A 17533-nucleotide genomic window follows, 5' to 3' on the forward strand; every position below is an offset into this window, starting at 1 on the left:
CATATCGCCGCACCTTGTCGGTGGTTGCGAAGCAGCGCGGGAAGATCGACACTGGCGGCGTGGCCTTCGGCGCCGGTCGCGCGGGATGGCCTGGAATGGACCTTGCGATGAAGATTTCCGACCGCGACGTGCTCCTGGTCATCGACGTGCAGAACGATTTTTGCACGGGCGGGGCGCTCGCCGTGCCCGGCGGCGAGAAGGTTGTCCCCGCCATCAATCGGATCGCCCAAAAATTCGCCAATGTGGTGCTGACCCAGGACTGGCATCCCCGCGATCATGTCTCCTTTGCCCCGAACCATACGGGCAAACAGCCGTTCGAGACCATTGCGCTTGACTATGGCGTCCAGGTGCTCTGGCCGAGCCATTGCGTGCAGGGCACGGCCGGCGCTGAATTTCATCGCGATCTCGACGCCACTCGCGCAAATCTCGTGGTGCGGAAGGGGTTTCGGCGCGGCATCGATTCCTATTCGGCGCTGTTCGAGAACGACAGGAAAACGCCGACCGGCCTGCTCGGATATTTGCGCGAACGCGAGTTGAACACCGTCTTCGTCGCCGGCCTCGCGTTCGATTTCTGCGTCCGCTTCTCGGCGGAGGATGCCCGCAAGGCGGGGTTCGAGGTCGCAGTCATCGAGGACGCCTGCCGCGGCATCGATCTCGACGGCTCGGTGGCCGCGACCCATCAGAGTTTTCGGGAGCGCGGTATTTCGCTCGTCAGCTTCGAGGCCTTCCTGTGAGGACCGTGAGATAGCCATGGCGGAGAAGACCGGCAAACAGCAGCGCGCACCGGGCCCGGTCCCGGATGACCCGCTGCTGTGGCCGTTCGCAGCAGCTCGGCTTGCCATGGACGCCTGCTTCGGATGGCTCGACCGCGGTCCGCCGGAGCAGGCCGACAGCAGTCTGCCGTGGACCACGCCCAACTCCGTCGCGCTGGAGCTTGCGACCATGCGCCTGCGCGATTGCACGCGAACGGGCTCCGGCCTCCCGGCACTGGTCTGCGCGCCCTATGCGCTGCACCGGGCCCTGATCGCCGACTTCGCGCCCGGCCACAGCGTGGTGCAGTCCCTGCAAAATGGCGGCATCGACCGGGTCTATCTCACCGACTGGCGCTCGGCCGCACCCGACATGCGCTATCTCTCGATCGACAGCTATCTCGGCGATCTCAACGTCGCCGTCGACGAGATCGGCGCCCCGGTCGATCTCGTCGGCCTGTGCCAGGGTGGCTGGCTGTCGCTGCTCTATGCGGCGCGCTTTCCCGCCAAGGTGCGGCGGCTGGTGCTGGCAGGCGCGCCCGTCGACCTCTCGATCGAGTCCAGGCTGTCGCAGCTCGCCCGCAACGCGCCGGAGATGATCTATGACCAGCTCGTCGCCCGCGGCGGCGGCAATGTCAGCGGCGAGGAGATGCTGCGTGTCTGGTCGAAGGCGCCGAGCTGCGACGACATCGCGACGGCGCTGCAGAGCGACCTCTCCGGCGAGGAAGGTGCGGCGCTGCTGGCACGCTTCGAGCGCTGGAACGCCGAGCCTCTCAATCTGCCCGGCACCTATTATCTCGAGATCGTCAACTGGATCTTCCGAGAGAACCGGATCGCGCGCGGCCAATTCACGGCACTCGGCCGCGTGATTGATCTGAAGGACGTCAAGGCGCCGGTCTTCCTGCTGGCCGGGCTCGATGACGACGTCGTGCCGGCTGCGCAGGCGCTCGCCACCGCCGGTTTGCTCGGCACACCGCCGGCCTTCGTTGCGGCGGCCTCCGAGCCCAGCAACCATCTTGGCCTGTTCATGGGGGCGCGGACCCATGGCCATGCCTGGCCCCGGATCGCCGAATGGCTGTGCGACGATCTGCCCGGCATGCTGGTGCGCAGAGCCTGACACCGCCTCCAAGGGCCGGGCGCCGGGCAGCGAAGCTGCAAATCCGTTATGCATGCCGTCGAATGGCCTGCACGGGGCCATGTCGATGGGTTAAATGGAGTCCAGAGCTGGCGGAGGCCGGTCGCGACGAGACAAAGGGACTGTGCTCGATGAGTTTCCACTCGATCTATGCCCACGGATTTGCGCGCGTGGCGGCCTGCGTCACCACCTCTCATGTGGCCGATCCCACGGCCAACGCGACGGCGGTTCTGGCGGCGGCGAAGGACTGCCACGAACAGTCAGTGGCGGTTGCCGTGTTTCCGGAGCTGTGTCTGTCCGGCTATGCGATCGAAGATCTTGTGAAGCAGGATCCGCTGCTCGATGCGGTCGAGCGCGGGCTTGTGGCCATCGTTGAGGCATCCTCGGCCCTGATGACCATCCTGATCGTCGGCGCGCCGTTGCGCTTTGGCAATCGCATCTACAATTGCGCGGTCGTCATCCATCGCGGCAAAGTCCTCGGCGTCGTGCCCAAGAGTTACCTGCCGACCTATCGCGAATTCTACGAGGGACGGCATTTCGCCTCCGGCGCCGGCATCGTCGAAGAGATGGTCGCCTTTGGCGGGCTGCATGCCCCTTTCGGCGTCGACCTGCTGTTCGCGGCCGAGGACGTCCCGGGCCTGACCATCGGCGTCGAGATCTGCGAGGACATGTGGATCCCGGTGACGCCGGCTTCCGAGCTCGCGCTCGCGGGCGCGAGCGTGCTGATCAATCTCTCGGGCAGCCCGATCACGATCGGCCGCGCCCGCTCGCGCGCGCTCTTGTGTCAATCGACTTCGGCCCGCTGCCTCGCGGCCTATGTCTATTCCGCGGCGGGGGCAGGGGAATCGACCACGGATCTTGCCTGGGACGGCCAGACCTCGATCTACGAGAACGGCGTGCTACTGACCGAGGGCGAGCGGTTCCGCCAGGGCGGCCAGATCACGCTGGCCGACGTCGATCTTGACCTGCTCAGGCAGGAGCGCGCACTGATGGGAACCTTCGACGACAACCGCCGGCAGCGCGAGGCCTTCTTCCGGAAAGTGACTTTTACCCTGAAGCCGCCGGCCGCCGATATCGGCTTCCTGCGCAAGGTCGAGCGCTTTCCGTTCGTGCCGAGCGACGAGAGCCTGCTCGAGCAGGACTGCTATGAGGCCTACAACATTCAGGTCGCGGGCCTGGTCCAGCGTATGCGCGCGACAGGCACCAAGCGCGTCGTCATCGGCGTCTCGGGCGGGCTCGATTCCACCCACGCTTTGATCGTCGCCGGCAAGGCGGTCGATTTGCTTGGCCTGCCGCGCGAAAACATTCTCGCCTACACCATGCCGGGCTTTGCCACCGGCAGCGAGAGCAAGACCAATGCGCTGGCGCTGATGAAGGCGTTGCAGACGAGTTGGCAGGAGCTCGACATTCGCACCACGGCGACGCAAATGCTGAAGGACATCGGCCATCCCTTCGGCAAGGGCGAGAAGGTCTACGACGTCACCTTCGAGAATGTGCAGGCGGGCCTGCGCACGGACTATCTGTTCCGGCTCGCCAATCATCACGGCGGCATCGTGATTGGCACCGGCGATCTCTCCGAGCTCGCGCTGGGCTGGTGCACCTACGGCGTCGGCGACCAGATGGCGCATTATAACGTCAATGCCGGGGTGCCGAAGACGCTGGTTCAGCATCTGATCCGCTGGGTGATTGCTTCCAAGCAGTTCAGCGACGACGTCAACCAAACGCTTGGATCGATCCTGTCGGCGGAAATCTCGCCGGAGCTGGTTCCGGCCGAGCCGGGCGAGAAGCCACAGAGCACGGAAGCTTCCGTCGGTCCCTACGAGCTCCAGGATTTCAACCTGTTCTACACGCTGCGGTTCGGCATGCGGCCATCCAAGATCGCGTTCATGGCGCTGCAGGCCTGGAAAGACGTTGCTCAGGGCGAATGGCCGCCGGCATTCCCGACCGATAAGCGCAAGGCCTATGACCTTCCCGAGATACGCCGCTGGCTGGAGGTGTTTCTGCGCCGCTTCTTCGCTTTCAGCCAGTTCAAGCGCTCGGCGATGCCGAACGGCCCCAAGGTTTCGGCCGGCGGCTCATTGTCGCCGCGCGGTGACTGGCGCGCGCCGTCGGATTCGAGCGCGGCGGCGTGGCTTGAAGATCTCGAACGGAATGTGCCGGTTTGAACGGGAGATGAGCGATGTCGGCCGGCGATGAGCCCGAGCAGGGCGCCAACCCACAGAAGGTCCTCAACGGCCTCTACATCTTTGAGATTGAGATGCGCGACGGCAAGCGCGGCCAGGCCAAAGGCGTCGTCGTGCTCTGCGATGGCCGCATCATGGGCGGTGACAGCTATTTCTATTACACCGGCAGCTACACCTTCCGGAACGGGAAATGGCGCGGCGACATGACCGTCAATCAGCACACCGAGGCCGTCGGCAAGCCACTCGCGTTCGGCGGCAGGGAAGTGACCTGCGGCTTTTCGGGCGACTACTCCGCCGACGGCGCCGAGGTCGAAGGCATGGCGCTGGTTGGCAAGACCAGCGTGACATTCACGGCGCGGCTCACGCTGAAGGACCCGATGTGAGACCCGCCTGAGATGTGAGACCGCGTGATCAGCCCTCGTTCCTGATCAGGAACCTTCGCACCCACAGAACGTTCGCGTCTGTTGTTGCGAATTTCCGAGGAGAGGGACCATGCGCAAGCACTTGATGTTATCGACCGCAGCTATCGGACTGATGCTTGCTTCCGGCTTCGCCTACGCCCAGGCGCCCGGTGAGCGAAGGGACGAGCCGAGACGGACCGAGGAGCCGGCGAAAGGCGCCGCACCGCAACACGGCGGCGGCCAAGAGCGTGTTCAGGAGCGTGCTCAAGAGCGCGCGCAGGGCGCCCAGGAACGATTGCAGGGCGCGGGCCGCGAGGAGAAGGGCGGCGCTGCCAGGCAGGACGCGAGTGACGATAAGCGCCAGCCGGCCAGTTCTGCCGAGCGCAACCAGCCGAAATCGAAGGATCAGGCGCAAGAATCCCGCGAGCCCTCGCGCGATCGCAACCGCGATGCCGAGAGCACGAAACCCGGACGCGACAGCAAGAGCAGTGCTGAGACGAAGCAGGACAAATCCGCGCAGCAGAAATCAACGGCAGAGTCCGAGAAGTCCAAGTCAGGCACGTCTAGCCAGCAGAACGAGCGCACGGGTGCCGCAGCCAACCAGAACGAGCGCAACCAGACCCAGCCGCCGCGCAACGCGGCCGAGCAGCAGCCGCCGGCGCAGCAGAACAACCGGCCGGCCACCGCGACCGACACGAACCGGACGGCCCCGACCAACAATGCGCAGAGCGCACCTGCCAGTTCGGGCACGCAGACCAACCAAGCCAACCAGACCACGCAGACCAACACGCAAGCCAATCAGCAGGCGCAGGTAACCTCCGAGAAGCAGGTGCGGATTTCTGAAACGGTGAGCCGTGCACGCCTGGCGGAGCCGGAGCGCAATCTGAACATTTCGATCCGGGTCGGCGAGACCATTCCCTCGCGCGTGCGCCTTCACAGGCTTCCGCCCGAGATCGTCTCGATCGAGCCCGAATATCGCGACTACGAATATTTTGCGACCGGCGATGACGTCGTCATTGTGGAGCCGCGGACGCATCGCATCGTGAGCCAGGTGCCCCGCGATCCGTCGCGAGCACGTGCGCAAATGAGCGGCGGCACCTCATCGGGCATGGCTGCGGCAGGAGGGAGCGCGGCCGGGGGCAGCAATGTGAACTGCCAGATCATGCGGCGTGACGCCTCGGGCAATGTGGCCCAGGCAGAGCCCTCGACCGTAGGCTCGACCGCGCGAACCGATTCTCTGAGCGTGACTGTCCAGATGCCCGGCGGCGGCTCGTCCGCGCCGATCGCCCTCGGCGCTCCCGCGGGCAACATCGTGGTGGCGACGCAAGGGCAGGGCGACTGCACGGTGACGATCGAGCCCCAGACGCGCTAGCGCCCGTGTCGGCATAACGACGCCAAAACGACTTCGCGCCGCACGGCTGATCAAGCCGGCGGCGCGAAATCACGTTCAATCTAGAAAGTCCCGAGGTCCGGAGTGCCTAGGAGTCCGGACCTCGTAACCTTGCCCCAGCCTTTGATCCCCCCGCCCCATGTGGTCCCCCAACCCCATGTTGCGCGATCAGAGGGTGATGCCCTTGGAAGGCCGCCGATCGATGTCCCGCGATGTACGCGACATCAGAATAGGATTCCATTCCGGATCACTACGGATTTCATCGCACTTGATCCGAGCGCGGATGCATGCGTCTGCACTCGCCGCTGCCTGAATTCGATGCACGCGATCGCGGGGATGTCCACATCTCCTCAGCGCTGCGGAACCTGCATTTCACCGGCCTGTCATTGAACTGGTCTAGCGCTGCTCCCGTCATTGTTGACGGCCGAGGAGCAAGCCATGTCGAAGCCGGTACTGGGCGCCGCATTGTCCATCAAATCGATCCCTGCGCATCGCGACTGGCTTCTCGAACGGCAGCGCGATCTCGAAATTCAGGATTTTTTTCGCGCGGACTTGCTCGACGGCGACTGGCGAAGTGCTGCTAGCGAAATTAAGCAGATGCTCTCAGGTCACACCGGCCGGCTCGGCATCCACGGACCGTTCTGGGGCTTCGCGATCGGTAGCCACGACCCGATGATCCGCCAAGTCGTGACGAAACGCCTGCTTCAGGGCCTCGAAGCCGCCGAGTTTCTCGGCGCGACGCAGATGGTGATCCATTCGCCATTCACGACCTGGGACCACAACAACCTCGACCTCTATCCAGATAATCGCGGCAATCTCGTCGAACGCGTCAAGGCGACACTCGCCGAGGTGATCGTGCGCGCCGAAACCATCGGCTGCGAGATCGTCATCGAGAACATCGAGGACAAGGATCCGCGCGATCGCGTGCGTCTCGCCAAGGCGCTCGAAAGCAGCAAGGTGCGCGTCTCCCTCGACACCGGCCACGCCAACTACGCGCACATCTCCACCGGCGCGCCGCCGGTCGACTACTATGTCGAGACCGCCGGCGACATGCTGGCGCATGTGCATCTCCAGGATACCGACGGCTTTGCTGACCGGCATTGGGCGCCGGGCGAGGGCAACATCCCGTGGATCGCCGTGTTCCGCGCGCTGGGCCGGCTGACCTCAAACCCCCGACTGATCCTCGAACTTCGCAACCACGACGACGTCCGCGCTGGCGCAGCCCATCTGGCCGCGCTCGGTCTCGCCGAATAGCCGACAAAAAAACCGGCAGGGGTTATCATCATGAGCAAGCTCACGCGCCGTACCATCCTGAAGTCCGGCAGCATTGCCGCAGGCACGCTGCTGCTGCCGCGCTTTGCGATCGGGCAGGCCGACAACCGTCCCTCGGTCACCATCGCGGTGCAGAAGGTGACGAATTCGAACGTGCTCGACGTGCTGCGCGAGCAGTCCAATGTCGGCGAGCGGGTGTTCTTCTCCTCGATCTGGGAAGGCCTGATCTCCAAGAACTGGCGCGGCAGCCTTGAGGCCGTGCCGGGGCTTGCCACCGAGTGGCGCCGTATCGACGACCAGACCGTCGAGGTGAAGCTGCGCCAGGGCGTCAAATTCCACAATGGCGACGAGCTGACGGCGGAGGACGTCGTCTTCACGTTCAGCCGCGAGCGCATGTTCGGTGAGACCGAGGCCAAGAGCCGCAGCACCATCCAGGCCTTTGAGAAAATTCCGACGCCGCGGCCGGGCAAGGAACTGCCGCCGGACGTTCCGGCGGTTGCACGCCGGATCTGGCCGGATCTCGTCCGCGTCGATGCCGTCGATAAATACACCGTGCGCTTCTACAACGCGACGCCCGACGTCACGATCGAGGGTCGGCTGTCGCGCTACGGCTCAGATATCGCGAACCGCCGCGCCTGGGCTGAATCCGCGAGCTATCTCGACTGGGCGCGCAAGCCTGTTACCACCGGGCCCTACAAGGTTGTCGAACTCAAGCCCGACGTGTCGCTGACGCTGGAAGCCCACGACGAATATTGGGGCGGCCGTCCACCGCTCAAGCGCATTCGCTTCCTCGAGGTCCCGGAGGTCGCGAGCCGCATCAACGGGCTGCTGTCGGGCGAGTACCAGTTCGCCTGCGACATCCCACCGGACCAGATCGCGGGCATCGAGAAGAACGCGACCTTCGAAGTGCAGGGCGGCACCATCCTCAATCATCGTCTGACCGTATTCGACAAGAACCACGCCCAGCTCGCCAATCCGCTTGTAAGGCGCGCCTTCACCCATGCGATCGACCGCCAGGCGATCGTCGACAGCCTGTGGGCCGGTCGCACCCGCGTCCCGAAGGGCCTGCAGTGGGAGTTCTACGGCGACATGTTCAATGCCGATTGGAACGTGCCGGCCTACGATCCCAAGCTGGCGCAGGAGCTGCTGAAGCAGGCCAACTACAAGGGCGACCCTATTCCGTATCGCCTGCTCAACAATTACTACACCAACCAGGTCGCGACCGCGCAAGTGCTGGTCGAGATGTGGAAGTCGGTCGGTCTCAACGTCCAGATCGAAACCAAGGAGAACTGGTCGCAGATCATGGAACGTGCGCCGACGCGCGCGGTCCGCGACTGGTCGAACTCGGCCGCCTTCAACGATCCCGTATCGTCGCTGGTTGCCCAGCACGGCCCCAACGGCCAGCAGCAGCAGATCGGCGAGTGGACAAATGCCGAGCTGAACACGCTCTCGGAGTTCCTGGAAACCTCGATCGATCGTGCCGCCCGCAAGAAGGCGTTCCGCCGCATGCTGGAGATCGCCGAGCGCGAAGACCCGGCCTATACGGTGCTGCACCAGAACGCGACCTTCACGGCCAAGCCGAAGTCGATCAAGTGGAAGGCGTCGCCCGCCTTCGCGATGGATTTCCGCGCCGGCAATTTCGAGGCCTGATCGGTGGCGCCGCTGATCAGCATCAAGGACCTCAGCGTCGCCTTCCACGGCGTGCCAGTCCTGCGCGGTGTCGATCTCGCCTTGCACAAGGGCGAGGCGCTTGGCCTCGTCGGCGAGTCCGGATCGGGTAAGTCGGTGACGTGGCTTGCGGCCCTCGGCCTGTTGCCGCGGAATGCCCGCGTCTCGGGCTCCGTTCGTCTCGACAGTCGCGAGATCCTCGGTGCGCCCGCCGCCGAGCTCGACCGTATCAGGGGCGGGCGCGTCGCCATGATCTTCCAGGATCCCGCGAGCGCACTCAATCCCGTGCTGACCATCCGCAAGCAGCTCTGCGAGTCCTTGGCGCTGCATCGCGATATCTCGGGTGGCGCGGTGAAAGCGGAAGCGCGGCGGCTGCTCGATCTGGTCGGCATTCCCGACGCGACGCGCAGGCTCGAAGCCTATCCGCACGAATTTTCCGGCGGCCAGGTCCAGCGCATCATGATCGCGATGGCGCTCGCCGGAAATCCAGACCTGCTGATCGCGGATGAGCCGACTACGGCGCTCGACGCCACGATTCAGGCGCAGATTTTAGAACTGCTCTCGACTATCCGCCGCGAGATGGGCATGGCGATGGTCCTGATCAGCCACGATCTCGGCGTGGTCGCGGAAAACTGCGACCGCGTGGCCGTGATGTATGCGGGCCGCATTGTCGAGGAGGCGCCGGCGAACCAGCTATTCGCCGATCCCGTCCATCCCTATGCGCAGGGCCTGATCGGTGCGCTGCCGCCGCTCGACGGACCGAGGCGCCGCCTGACCGCCATTCCCGGAACGGTGCCCGATCCCGCGAGCATGCCTGATGGCTGTGCCTTCGCGCCGCGTTGTGCGCTGGCAGAAGCGCCGTGCGGCATTGTGGCTCCAAGCCTCGCGCCGATCGCGGAGGATCGCGCCGTGGCCTGCATCCGCGCCGAGGCTTCGCGTCGCGCACTGCTCGGGATCGCCGCCGAATGAGCCGTCCGCTCGTCGAAGTGTCCTCGATTTCGCGCAGTTATAGCATGCGCTCCGGGATGTTCGGCCGAAGTGCCGCCATTCATGCAGTCCATGGCGTGTCGCTGACGATTCCCAGGGGCGAGACGCTGGGCCTCGTCGGCGAGTCCGGCTCGGGAAAGTCGACCACCGGCCGCATCGTGCTCGGCCTCGAGCCGCCGGATCACGGCGAGGTGCGGTTCGACGACAAGCCGATGGCAACGCCCGGAACGACCGCATGGCGTGCGCAACGCGCGCACATGCAGATGATCTTCCAGGATCCGCTGGGGGCGCTGGACCGGCGGTTGCCGGTCGCCGCCCAAATCCGTGAGCCTCTGGACATTCACGGTCTCGGGACGCCCCTCGAGCGCGAGGAGCGGGTCCGCGAATTGCTGCGCGCGGTCGAACTGACACCCGCACATGGTGCGCGCTATCCGGGTGCGCTCTCCGGCGGACAGCGCCAGCGCATCGTGCTGGCGCGGGCGCTGGCGACAAAGCCGGATTTCCTGGTCTGTGACGAGCCGGTCAGCGCGCTCGACGTCTCGATCCAGGCGCAGGTGGTGAATCTGCTCGCCGATCTCCAGGCGCAGCTTGCGCTGACCTTGCTCTTCATCAGCCACGATTTGCGGGTCGTCCGGCAGATCAGCAATGTGGTGGCCGTGATGTATCTCGGCCGCATCGTCGAGATCGGGTGCGCCGATGATCTGTTCGCGCGGCCGGAGCACCCGTACACGCAAGCACTGGTCTCGGCATCGCCCGCGCCGGGCCGCCGCAGCGCAGGCCGCATTGTGCTGGCAGGCGATCCGCCGAACCCGGCGGCCCGTCCTCAAGGCTGCGCCTTCCATCCGCGCTGCCCGCGCACGATCACGCGTTGTGCAAGCGAGGTACCAGCGCTGTCCAACGTCGGCGGCAACAGGCAGGTCGCCTGTCATCTCGTGACCGGGCCGCAAGTCGAGACGCGGGACGCGGCCTGATGGGACGCTATTTCGCCATTCGGATCGGACGCGCGGCGTTGACGATCGTGCTTGTCGTCACCTTCGCCTTCGTGGTGCTGCGTCTCTCGGGCGATCCCGCGCTGATGATTTTGGGACCGGAAGCGCCGCCGGAAGTCCTCGCCGCCTTCCGCAAGGCGTGGGGGCTCGATGATCCCATCTGGTTTCAGTATCTCGACTATTTTGGCGCGATCGCCAAAGGCGAGCTCGGCCGTTCCATGCGTGACGGCCGGCCTGCGATCGAGCTTGTGCTGGAGCGGATTCCGGCAACCCTGGCGCTGACGCTGCCGGCCTTCGCATTCAAGGTCGCGCTCGGCATTCCCGCCGGCATCTACGCGGCGCTGCACCGTGGCTCGGGAATCGACCGCGCGGTGATGATGACGGCGGTCGCCGGCTTCACCGTGCCGAGCTTCGTGCTGGCGCTGCTGCTCGTGCTCGTCTTCGCCGTGCAGCTCGGATGGCTGCCCTCGGGCGGGCAGGACAGCTGGCGTCACGCCATCCTGCCGATCGTGACACTCAGCCTTGGCGGCGCCGCGGTGCTGGCGCGCTTCACCCGCAGCGCCATGTTGGAGGTCCTGGGCCAGCCCTATATCCGCACCGCCTCGGCGAAGGGCGTGCCGTGGCGAAAAGTCGTGACATCGCACGCACTGCCGAACGCGGCGATCCCGACCGTCACCATTCTGGGCTTCATGGTGGGCACGCTGATCGCGGGCGCGGTCGTGGTCGAGAGCGTGTTTTCGTGGCCGGGGGTGGGGCGCTTGCTCGTCGTCGCCGTCGCCAACCGCGACCTCGCCGTCGTGCAGTGCATCCTGTTGCTGGTGGCGATGACGATGGTCACCTCGAACCTGATCGTCGACTTCCTCTACGGCTTCCTCGACCCGCGGCTGCGCGCCAAGGGGGCGCACGCATGACTGACACCACGCTGAAGGACACGTCTGTCCGCCGCCGCATCAGTCTCCCGGCGATCCCGGTCTCGGTCGCCATCGCGATCGGCTGGATCGTCGCGATGCTGGTGATCGCGGCCTACGCCGAGAAGATCGCCCCCTACGGCTATACCCAGCTCGACCTGCGCAATCGTCTCGCTACACCCGGCAATGTCGCGCACTGGCTCGGTACCGACGAGCTCGGCCGCGACGTGCTATCGCGGCTGCTCGTCTCGATCCGCATCTCGCTCCTGATCGCGTTTGGCGCCACGGCGATCTCGGCCATCGTCGGCACCACGCTCGGTTTCCTCGCCGCGCATTTCCGCGGGCCCGTCGAGCAGCTGGTGCTGATGTTGTCCGACTTCCAGGCCAGCATGCCCTTCCTGATCATGGCGCTCGCGGTGCTGGCCTTCTTCGGCAATTCGCTGCCGCTCCTGATCGGCTTGATGGGATTTTTCGGCTGGGAGCGCTACGCCCGGATCGCGCGCGGCCTTGCCATTTCCGCCAATGCCCAAGGCTATGCGGCGGCGGTCCGGCAGCTCGGCGCGACGCCGGCGCGGATTTACCTCCGGCATATCCTGCCCAACATCGCCTCGACCCTGATCGTGTCGACCACGCTGGTCTTTCCCGAGGTGATCCTGATGGAGTCGGGCCTGTCGTTTCTCGGCCTCGGCGTGCAGCCGCCGATGACCAGCCTCGGCAACATGGTGGGCTACGGCCGCGAGTACCTGACCCGGGCACCCTGGATCATGCTGGCGCCGGCCACCACCATCGTGGTGACCACGCTGGCGGTCTCCGTGATCGGCGACTGGCTGCGCGACCGGCTCGATCCCGAGCTGCAATAGAGCCAAGGGCGCTCTTGTAGCCTGGATGGAGCGAAGCGTAATCGCGGGGGCCGGTCTCGCCCCCGGCGCGCACTTGCCCCGGATTGCGCTGCGCTCCATCCGAGCTACGAAGAGCCCGCGCCGGGAGCAGGGGAGCCCTGTCCGGCTCAAGTTCCCGTTGCGCGCGTTCCCCCCGTGCGCTATCCGGCCGGAAAGGCCTGAGCGGCTTCGAAAATTTGCCCCGCCCGGCCGGCCAAACCCGAGGACGGAAACCGCCATGCCAGCCTATCGCTCCCGCACCACCACCCACGGCCGCAACATGGCGGGCGCCCGCGGCCTCTGGCGCGCAACCGGCATGAAGGATGGCGATTTCGGCAAGCCGATCATCGCGGTGGTCAATTCCTTCACCCAGTTCGTGCCCGGCCACGTCCATCTCAAGGACCTCGGCCAGCTCGTCGCCCGCGAGATCGAGCAGGCCGGCGGCGTGGCGAAAGAGTTCAACACCATCGCGGTCGACGACGGCATCGCCATGGGCCACGACGGCATGCTCTACAGCCTGCCATCGCGCGAGCTGATCGCCGACAGCGTCGAGTACATGGTCAATGCCCATTGCGCCGACGGCATGGTCTGCATCTCCAATTGCGACAAGATCACGCCCGGCATGCTGATGGCGGCGCTGCGGCTCAACATCCCCGCGGTGTTCGTCTCGGGCGGACCGATGGAGGCCGGCAAGGTCACGCTGCAGGGCAAGACCAAGGCGGTCGACCTGATCGATGCCATGGTCGCAGCCGCCGACTCCAAGGTCAGCGACGAGGACGTCAAGGTGATCGAGCGCTCGGCATGCCCGACCTGCGGTTCGTGCTCGGGCATGTTCACGGCCAATTCGATGAACTGCCTCACGGAAGCCCTTGGCCTTGCGCTCCCCGGCAACGGCACGGTGGTCGCAACCCACGCCGATCGCAAACGCCTGTTCGTCGAGGCCGGCCACACCATCGTCGACATCGTGCGCCGCCACTACGAGCAGGACGACGCCTCGGTGCTGCCGCGCAATGTCGCGAACTTCAAGGCGTTCGAGAACGCGATGACGCTGGACATCGCGATGGGCGGCTCGACCAACACCGTGCTGCATCTGCTCGCCGCCGCCCATGAAGGCGAGGTCAAGTTCACCATGCAGGACATCGACCGTCTCTCGCGGCGCGTGCCCGTGCTGTGCAAGGTCGCACCGTCGGTCGCCGACGTGCATGTCGAGGACGTCCATCGCGCCGGCGGCATCATGGGCATCCTGGGCGAGCTCGATCGCGCCGGCCTGATCGACACCTCGGTCTCGACCGTGCACGCGCCGACCATGAGGGACGCGCTGGAGCGCTGGGACATCAAGCGCTCGAAGAGCGAGTCTGTCCGCACCTTCTTCCGGGCCTCGCCCGGCGGCATCCCGACGCAGGTCGCGTTCAGCCAGGAGCGTCGTTACGACGAGCTCGATTCCGACCGCGAGAAGGGCGTCGTCCGCAACCTCGAGCACGCCTTCAGCAAGGACGGCGGTCTTGCCGTGCTCTACGGCAATCTCGCGCAGGACGGCTGCATCGTGAAGACCGCCGGCGTCGACGCCTCGATCCTGAAATTCTCCGGCCCCGCCCGCGTGTTCGAGAGCCAGGACGCGGCCGTCGAAGGCATTCTGGGCGGCAAGGTCGTCGCCGGCGAGGTCGTGGTCATCATCTATGAAGGCCCGCGCGGCGGCCCCGGCATGCAGGAGATGCTGTATCCGACCAGCTATCTGAAATCGATGGGGCTGGGCAAAGCCTGCGCGCTCGTCACCGACGGACGCTTCTCGGGCGGCTCGTCGGGCCTGTCGATCGGCCATCTGTCGCCGGAAGCGGCCGAAGGCGGCAACATCGGTCTCGTCAGGACCGGCGATCGCATCGCCATCGACATCCCGAACCGCAGCATCACCCTCGATGTCTCCGACGAGGAGCTGGCCAAGCGCCGCGCCGCGGAAGAAGCGAAGGGCGACACCGCCTGGCAGGCGATCGGCCGCAAGCGCAACGTCTCGACCGCGCTTCAGGCCTACGCCGCGCTCACCACCAGCGCCGCGCGCGGCGCGGTGCGCGAAGTGAAGCGGCGCTCGAGGTAACAGCGTCTCGTGCGGGCGTGATGCAACTTTCGCGCATCGCGCATGGTCAACAAGTTCTGAACGGCCGGCGCAAGCCGGCCGTTTGCATTAAGGATGCCCCGACGAACTTCGGCAAAGCAAGGTTTTGCGGCGTATACTGCAGCGACCTTCGCAAATCCATTTCGGGCAATTGGGGCACCACAATAATGTCTCGCACTCTCGCTGTCGTTTTCTCGACCGTCGTCGCTGCGATTTCCATGACGAGCGCGGCCTCCGCCGGCTGCTACAATTGCTACACGCCGCCGCCGTGCACGACCTGCTACCAGCAGCAATATGTGCAGCCGCAATACCGCACCGTCGACGAGACCGTGATGGTGCCGCCAGGCGCCGTCGTGGCGCACCGCGCGCCGGCGCAGTACCGCACCGTGATGGTGCCGCAGACCGTGATGGTGGCGCCGCCCAGCGTCCAGTACGAACGCATCCCGCCCCAATACGCCACGCGCCAACGCGTCGAGATGGTCCAGCCGGGCTATTCCTATTACGCCCCGGTGCAGATGGGCTGCGCGTCCTGCGGGTACTGAGCCGGCGAAGCTACGAAAAATTCAAGCGGCGCTCCTTACGGGGCGCCGTTTCGCTTTTGAGGGCGGCAAATGAGGCCTGGAAACGGAAGCGACACCAAACCGGGCCTCGCGGCCGGGAACATGTTTCGCGAATGCGAGCCATTTCCCGATTCGCATGGCCTCGCGGCTGCGGTCTGGGTGGCTGCGCGTCCCGCGTGCTCACACCGCGCAGCTTTTTGAACCGAAGAGAAAGCATTCTTGCTTTCTGATCTCCAGCGCGCAGGCGTTTCGCCTGTCGTGCGTTTGAACACCGTGGAAAAATGCGCCTGCGTGCAGAAGCCAACGGCAAGCGCGACCTCGACCAGCGGCGTTTCGGTGTTTGATAATAGTGACTTGGCACGTTCGATGCGCTGATGCTGGAGATATTCATGCGGACGGTAGCCAGTCGCAATTCGGAATTGCGCCGCGAAGTGCATGCGAGAGAGACCGGCGATGTTTGCGAGGTCGGAAAGACCGATGTCGCGGTCGAAATGCGCTTTGACGTACTCTTCGACACGACGCAGACGCCACTTGGGCAAGCCATTGACCTTGATCTGTGGGCCTTCGAGCCGAGCCACATGCATGGCGAGGGTCCGGCCTATGCAACGTGCAAACTCCCTGTTGGTCGTGTCCCCATACCCGGTCAGCACCTTTGCAAGTTGATCGACGAGAGGATCACGCAACAATACCAGTTCATTCATGCTTTCGGCCGCGAGTAACTGTCGCGTCGATTGCTGTGAAATCATGTAGTCGGCAGAAACGCGGAAGTGCAGGAAGTCACACGGCGAGTGAAATTGCGCGATGATTCGCTTCGACGGCGCCGAGACGTACAGCGTGCCTGCCGGCATGTTGCCATCGAAGATCGCCTGCCCATCGCCGGCGAATGTCAGGCGGGACGCCTTGAGCGCGATTCCCAAAAAATATTGATCGGGTGGTGTCGTCGCTTCGGCACGCAGTGTGGCATCCTGCAGGTTGGTCCAGCGCGAGATTACGATGTCTCTGGCGACGACGCCGGGGTGGACTCGACGCCAGGACTGTTCCTGGTAGAGGCCCTCCGTTTCGAGTAGACTTTCATCTCGCAAGGGACAGTCTCGACGATTGAACGATCGCTCCACTTGTGTGCCGATGGACATCATCCGTTCTTTCCGGGTTTCGCGGCCATTGCGATCGTGAAACCTCAACATGTGCGATAAAGGGAAAGATACGTCTGAAGGCGGATCGATATGGGTTATCGATTGCAAAATATTGCTATATCTCGAAAGAGGCAGTCACTGTCGAACGGAGAGTGTGGCGTCACGTTGCTCCATTGAGGTGCATTGGTCGTCTTAGCAATTCTTAGCAATTCACAACGCGCGGGAGGGTGCCCCATCGCTATCTTGACCTCGTGGCATTTAGGATAAGGGCCGCGAGGATCAAGGAGAATTCAGATGGAACAGCGTAGACGAATCGCCATCGTCACGGGGGGCAGCCGCGGTCTTGGGCGTAACACGATGGTCAGCCTTGCCCGCAGAGGTGTCGATACCATCTTCACATACAAGTCGGCACGCAATGAAGCTGACATGGTGACTGCGCAAGTTAGAGAGATGGAATCCCGCGCCATACCTTTGCAGCTGGATGTCGGCGACGTGAGCGCATTTGGCGGCTTTGTCGCGCAGGTGCGGGAAGCCCTGGCTTGCCTCGGAGCAACGCATTTCGATTATCTGGTCAACAATGCCGGCATTTCACATCACAATTCGTTTGAAATGACGACTGAGGACGAACTCGATGCCCTCTACAGGGTGAATTTCAAGGGCGTGTTTTTCCTGACGCAGAAATTGCTTCCGCTCATCAGAGACGGCGGCAGGATCGTGAACATCTCCAGCGGCCTCGCCCGGATCATCATTCCCGGCAGCGCGCCGTACGGCGCGTTGAAGGGCGCCATTGAGGTCCTTACGCGTTATCAAGCCAAAGAACTGGGCCCGCGTGGGATCGCCGTGAATGCTGTGGCCCCCGGCGCAATGCAGACCGACTTCAGCGGTGGTATTGTGCGCGACAATCCAGCACTTAACAAACGTGTCGCCGATATGACTGCGCTCGGACGTCCTGGTGTCCCGGACGACGTCGGGCCGATGATTGCTTCGCTGCTGTCCGAGGACAACCGCTGGATCAACGCCCAGCGAATCGAGGTCTCGGGCGGCATGGCGATCTAGCTGCCCGCAACGGCTGTGCGGACTCCTTGAAATCAAACCGGGGTCTCGCTATTTGCGTGGCCCCGTTATCTGCCGATGAGAGATCGTCAAGACGGACGGCGGGCTGGGAGGTCGACC

General features: G+C 64.6%; 15 protein-coding genes. 14 read left to right on the forward strand and 1 reads right to left on the reverse strand.

The window, feature by feature from the left end:
- Positions 1–95: 95 nt before the first annotated feature.
- The 13 genes from pncA (at position 96) to AC0L3K_RS13745 (ending at position 15209) form a co-directional block, all read left to right on the forward strand.
- Positions 96–734 (forward strand): bifunctional nicotinamidase/pyrazinamidase, encoded by a 639-nt coding sequence (pncA, locus tag AC0L3K_RS13685; protein ID WP_219684337.1) that lies wholly within the window; start codon positions 96–98, stop codon positions 732–734.
- 16 nt (positions 735–750) lie between these two features.
- The gene (locus AC0L3K_RS13690; protein ID WP_473366226.1) at positions 751–1866 is read left to right on the forward strand and encodes an alpha/beta fold hydrolase; all 1116 of its coding nucleotides are present in this window, start codon (positions 751–753) and stop codon (positions 1864–1866) included.
- A gap of 149 nt (positions 1867–2015) precedes the next feature.
- A complete protein-coding gene (locus AC0L3K_RS13695) occupies positions 2016–4049 on the forward strand; it encodes an NAD(+) synthase (RefSeq protein ID WP_473366227.1) in 2034 nt (677 codons plus the stop codon).
- 14 nt (positions 4050–4063) lie between these two features.
- Complete coding sequence (locus tag AC0L3K_RS13700) at positions 4064–4450, forward strand: GrlR family regulatory protein (protein WP_007590950.1); 387 nt, start codon at positions 4064–4066, stop codon at positions 4448–4450.
- Between the two features lie 109 nt (positions 4451–4559).
- The gene (locus tag AC0L3K_RS13705; RefSeq protein WP_007590951.1) at positions 4560–5840 is read left to right on the forward strand and encodes a DUF1236 domain-containing protein; all 1281 of its coding nucleotides are present in this window, start codon (positions 4560–4562) and stop codon (positions 5838–5840) included.
- Between the two features lie 456 nt (positions 5841–6296).
- On the forward strand, positions 6297–7112 hold the full coding sequence (locus AC0L3K_RS13710; RefSeq protein WP_007590953.1) for a sugar phosphate isomerase/epimerase family protein: 816 nt from the start codon (positions 6297–6299) through the stop codon (positions 7110–7112).
- A gap of 30 nt (positions 7113–7142) precedes the next feature.
- Complete coding sequence (locus tag AC0L3K_RS13715) at positions 7143–8780, forward strand: ABC transporter substrate-binding protein (protein ID WP_007590955.1); 1638 nt, start codon at positions 7143–7145, stop codon at positions 8778–8780.
- Positions 8781–8783: 3 nt separating this feature from the next.
- Entirely contained in the window at positions 8784–9767 is a 984-nt protein-coding gene (locus AC0L3K_RS13720; protein ID WP_007590957.1) for an ABC transporter ATP-binding protein, read from the forward strand.
- Positions 9764–10756, forward strand: coding sequence for an ABC transporter ATP-binding protein (locus AC0L3K_RS13725; RefSeq protein WP_219684333.1), 993 nt, complete (start codon positions 9764–9766; stop codon positions 10754–10756). The genes AC0L3K_RS13720 and AC0L3K_RS13725 overlap by 4 nt, the downstream gene beginning before the upstream one ends.
- Positions 10756–11685 carry an ABC transporter permease gene (locus tag AC0L3K_RS13730; RefSeq protein WP_219684331.1) on the forward strand — a complete coding sequence of 310 codons (930 nt, stop codon included), beginning with the start codon at positions 10756–10758 and terminating at the stop codon, positions 11683–11685. The genes AC0L3K_RS13725 and AC0L3K_RS13730 overlap by 1 nt, the downstream gene beginning before the upstream one ends.
- Positions 11682–12542, forward strand: a complete 861-nt coding sequence (locus tag AC0L3K_RS13735) for an ABC transporter permease (RefSeq protein WP_219684330.1) — start codon at positions 11682–11684, stop codon at positions 12540–12542. Before AC0L3K_RS13730 ends, AC0L3K_RS13735 begins: the two co-directional genes overlap by 4 nt.
- Positions 12543–12798: 256 nt before the next feature.
- Entirely contained in the window at positions 12799–14649 is a 1851-nt protein-coding gene (gene ilvD, locus AC0L3K_RS13740; RefSeq protein ID WP_219684328.1) for a dihydroxy-acid dehydratase, read from the forward strand.
- A gap of 236 nt (positions 14650–14885) precedes the next feature.
- Positions 14886–15209 (forward strand): hypothetical protein, encoded by a 324-nt coding sequence (locus tag AC0L3K_RS13745; RefSeq protein WP_473366239.1) that lies wholly within the window; start codon positions 14886–14888, stop codon positions 15207–15209.
- A gap of 35 nt (positions 15210–15244) precedes the next feature.
- Here AC0L3K_RS13745 and AC0L3K_RS13750 read toward each other — a convergent pair whose 3' ends face one another.
- Positions 15245–16360, reverse strand: coding sequence for a helix-turn-helix domain-containing protein (locus AC0L3K_RS13750; protein WP_473366240.1), 1116 nt, complete (start codon positions 16358–16360; stop codon positions 15245–15247).
- A gap of 294 nt (positions 16361–16654) precedes the next feature.
- On the opposite strand from AC0L3K_RS13750, the gene AC0L3K_RS13755 reads away from it, so the two are divergent.
- Positions 16655–17416, forward strand: a complete 762-nt coding sequence (locus AC0L3K_RS13755; RefSeq protein ID WP_219684327.1) for an SDR family NAD(P)-dependent oxidoreductase — start codon at positions 16655–16657, stop codon at positions 17414–17416.
- Positions 17417–17533 lie beyond the last annotated feature (117 nt).

The sequence above is a fragment of the Bradyrhizobium sp. MI1.10 genome (genome assembly GCF_055811035.1).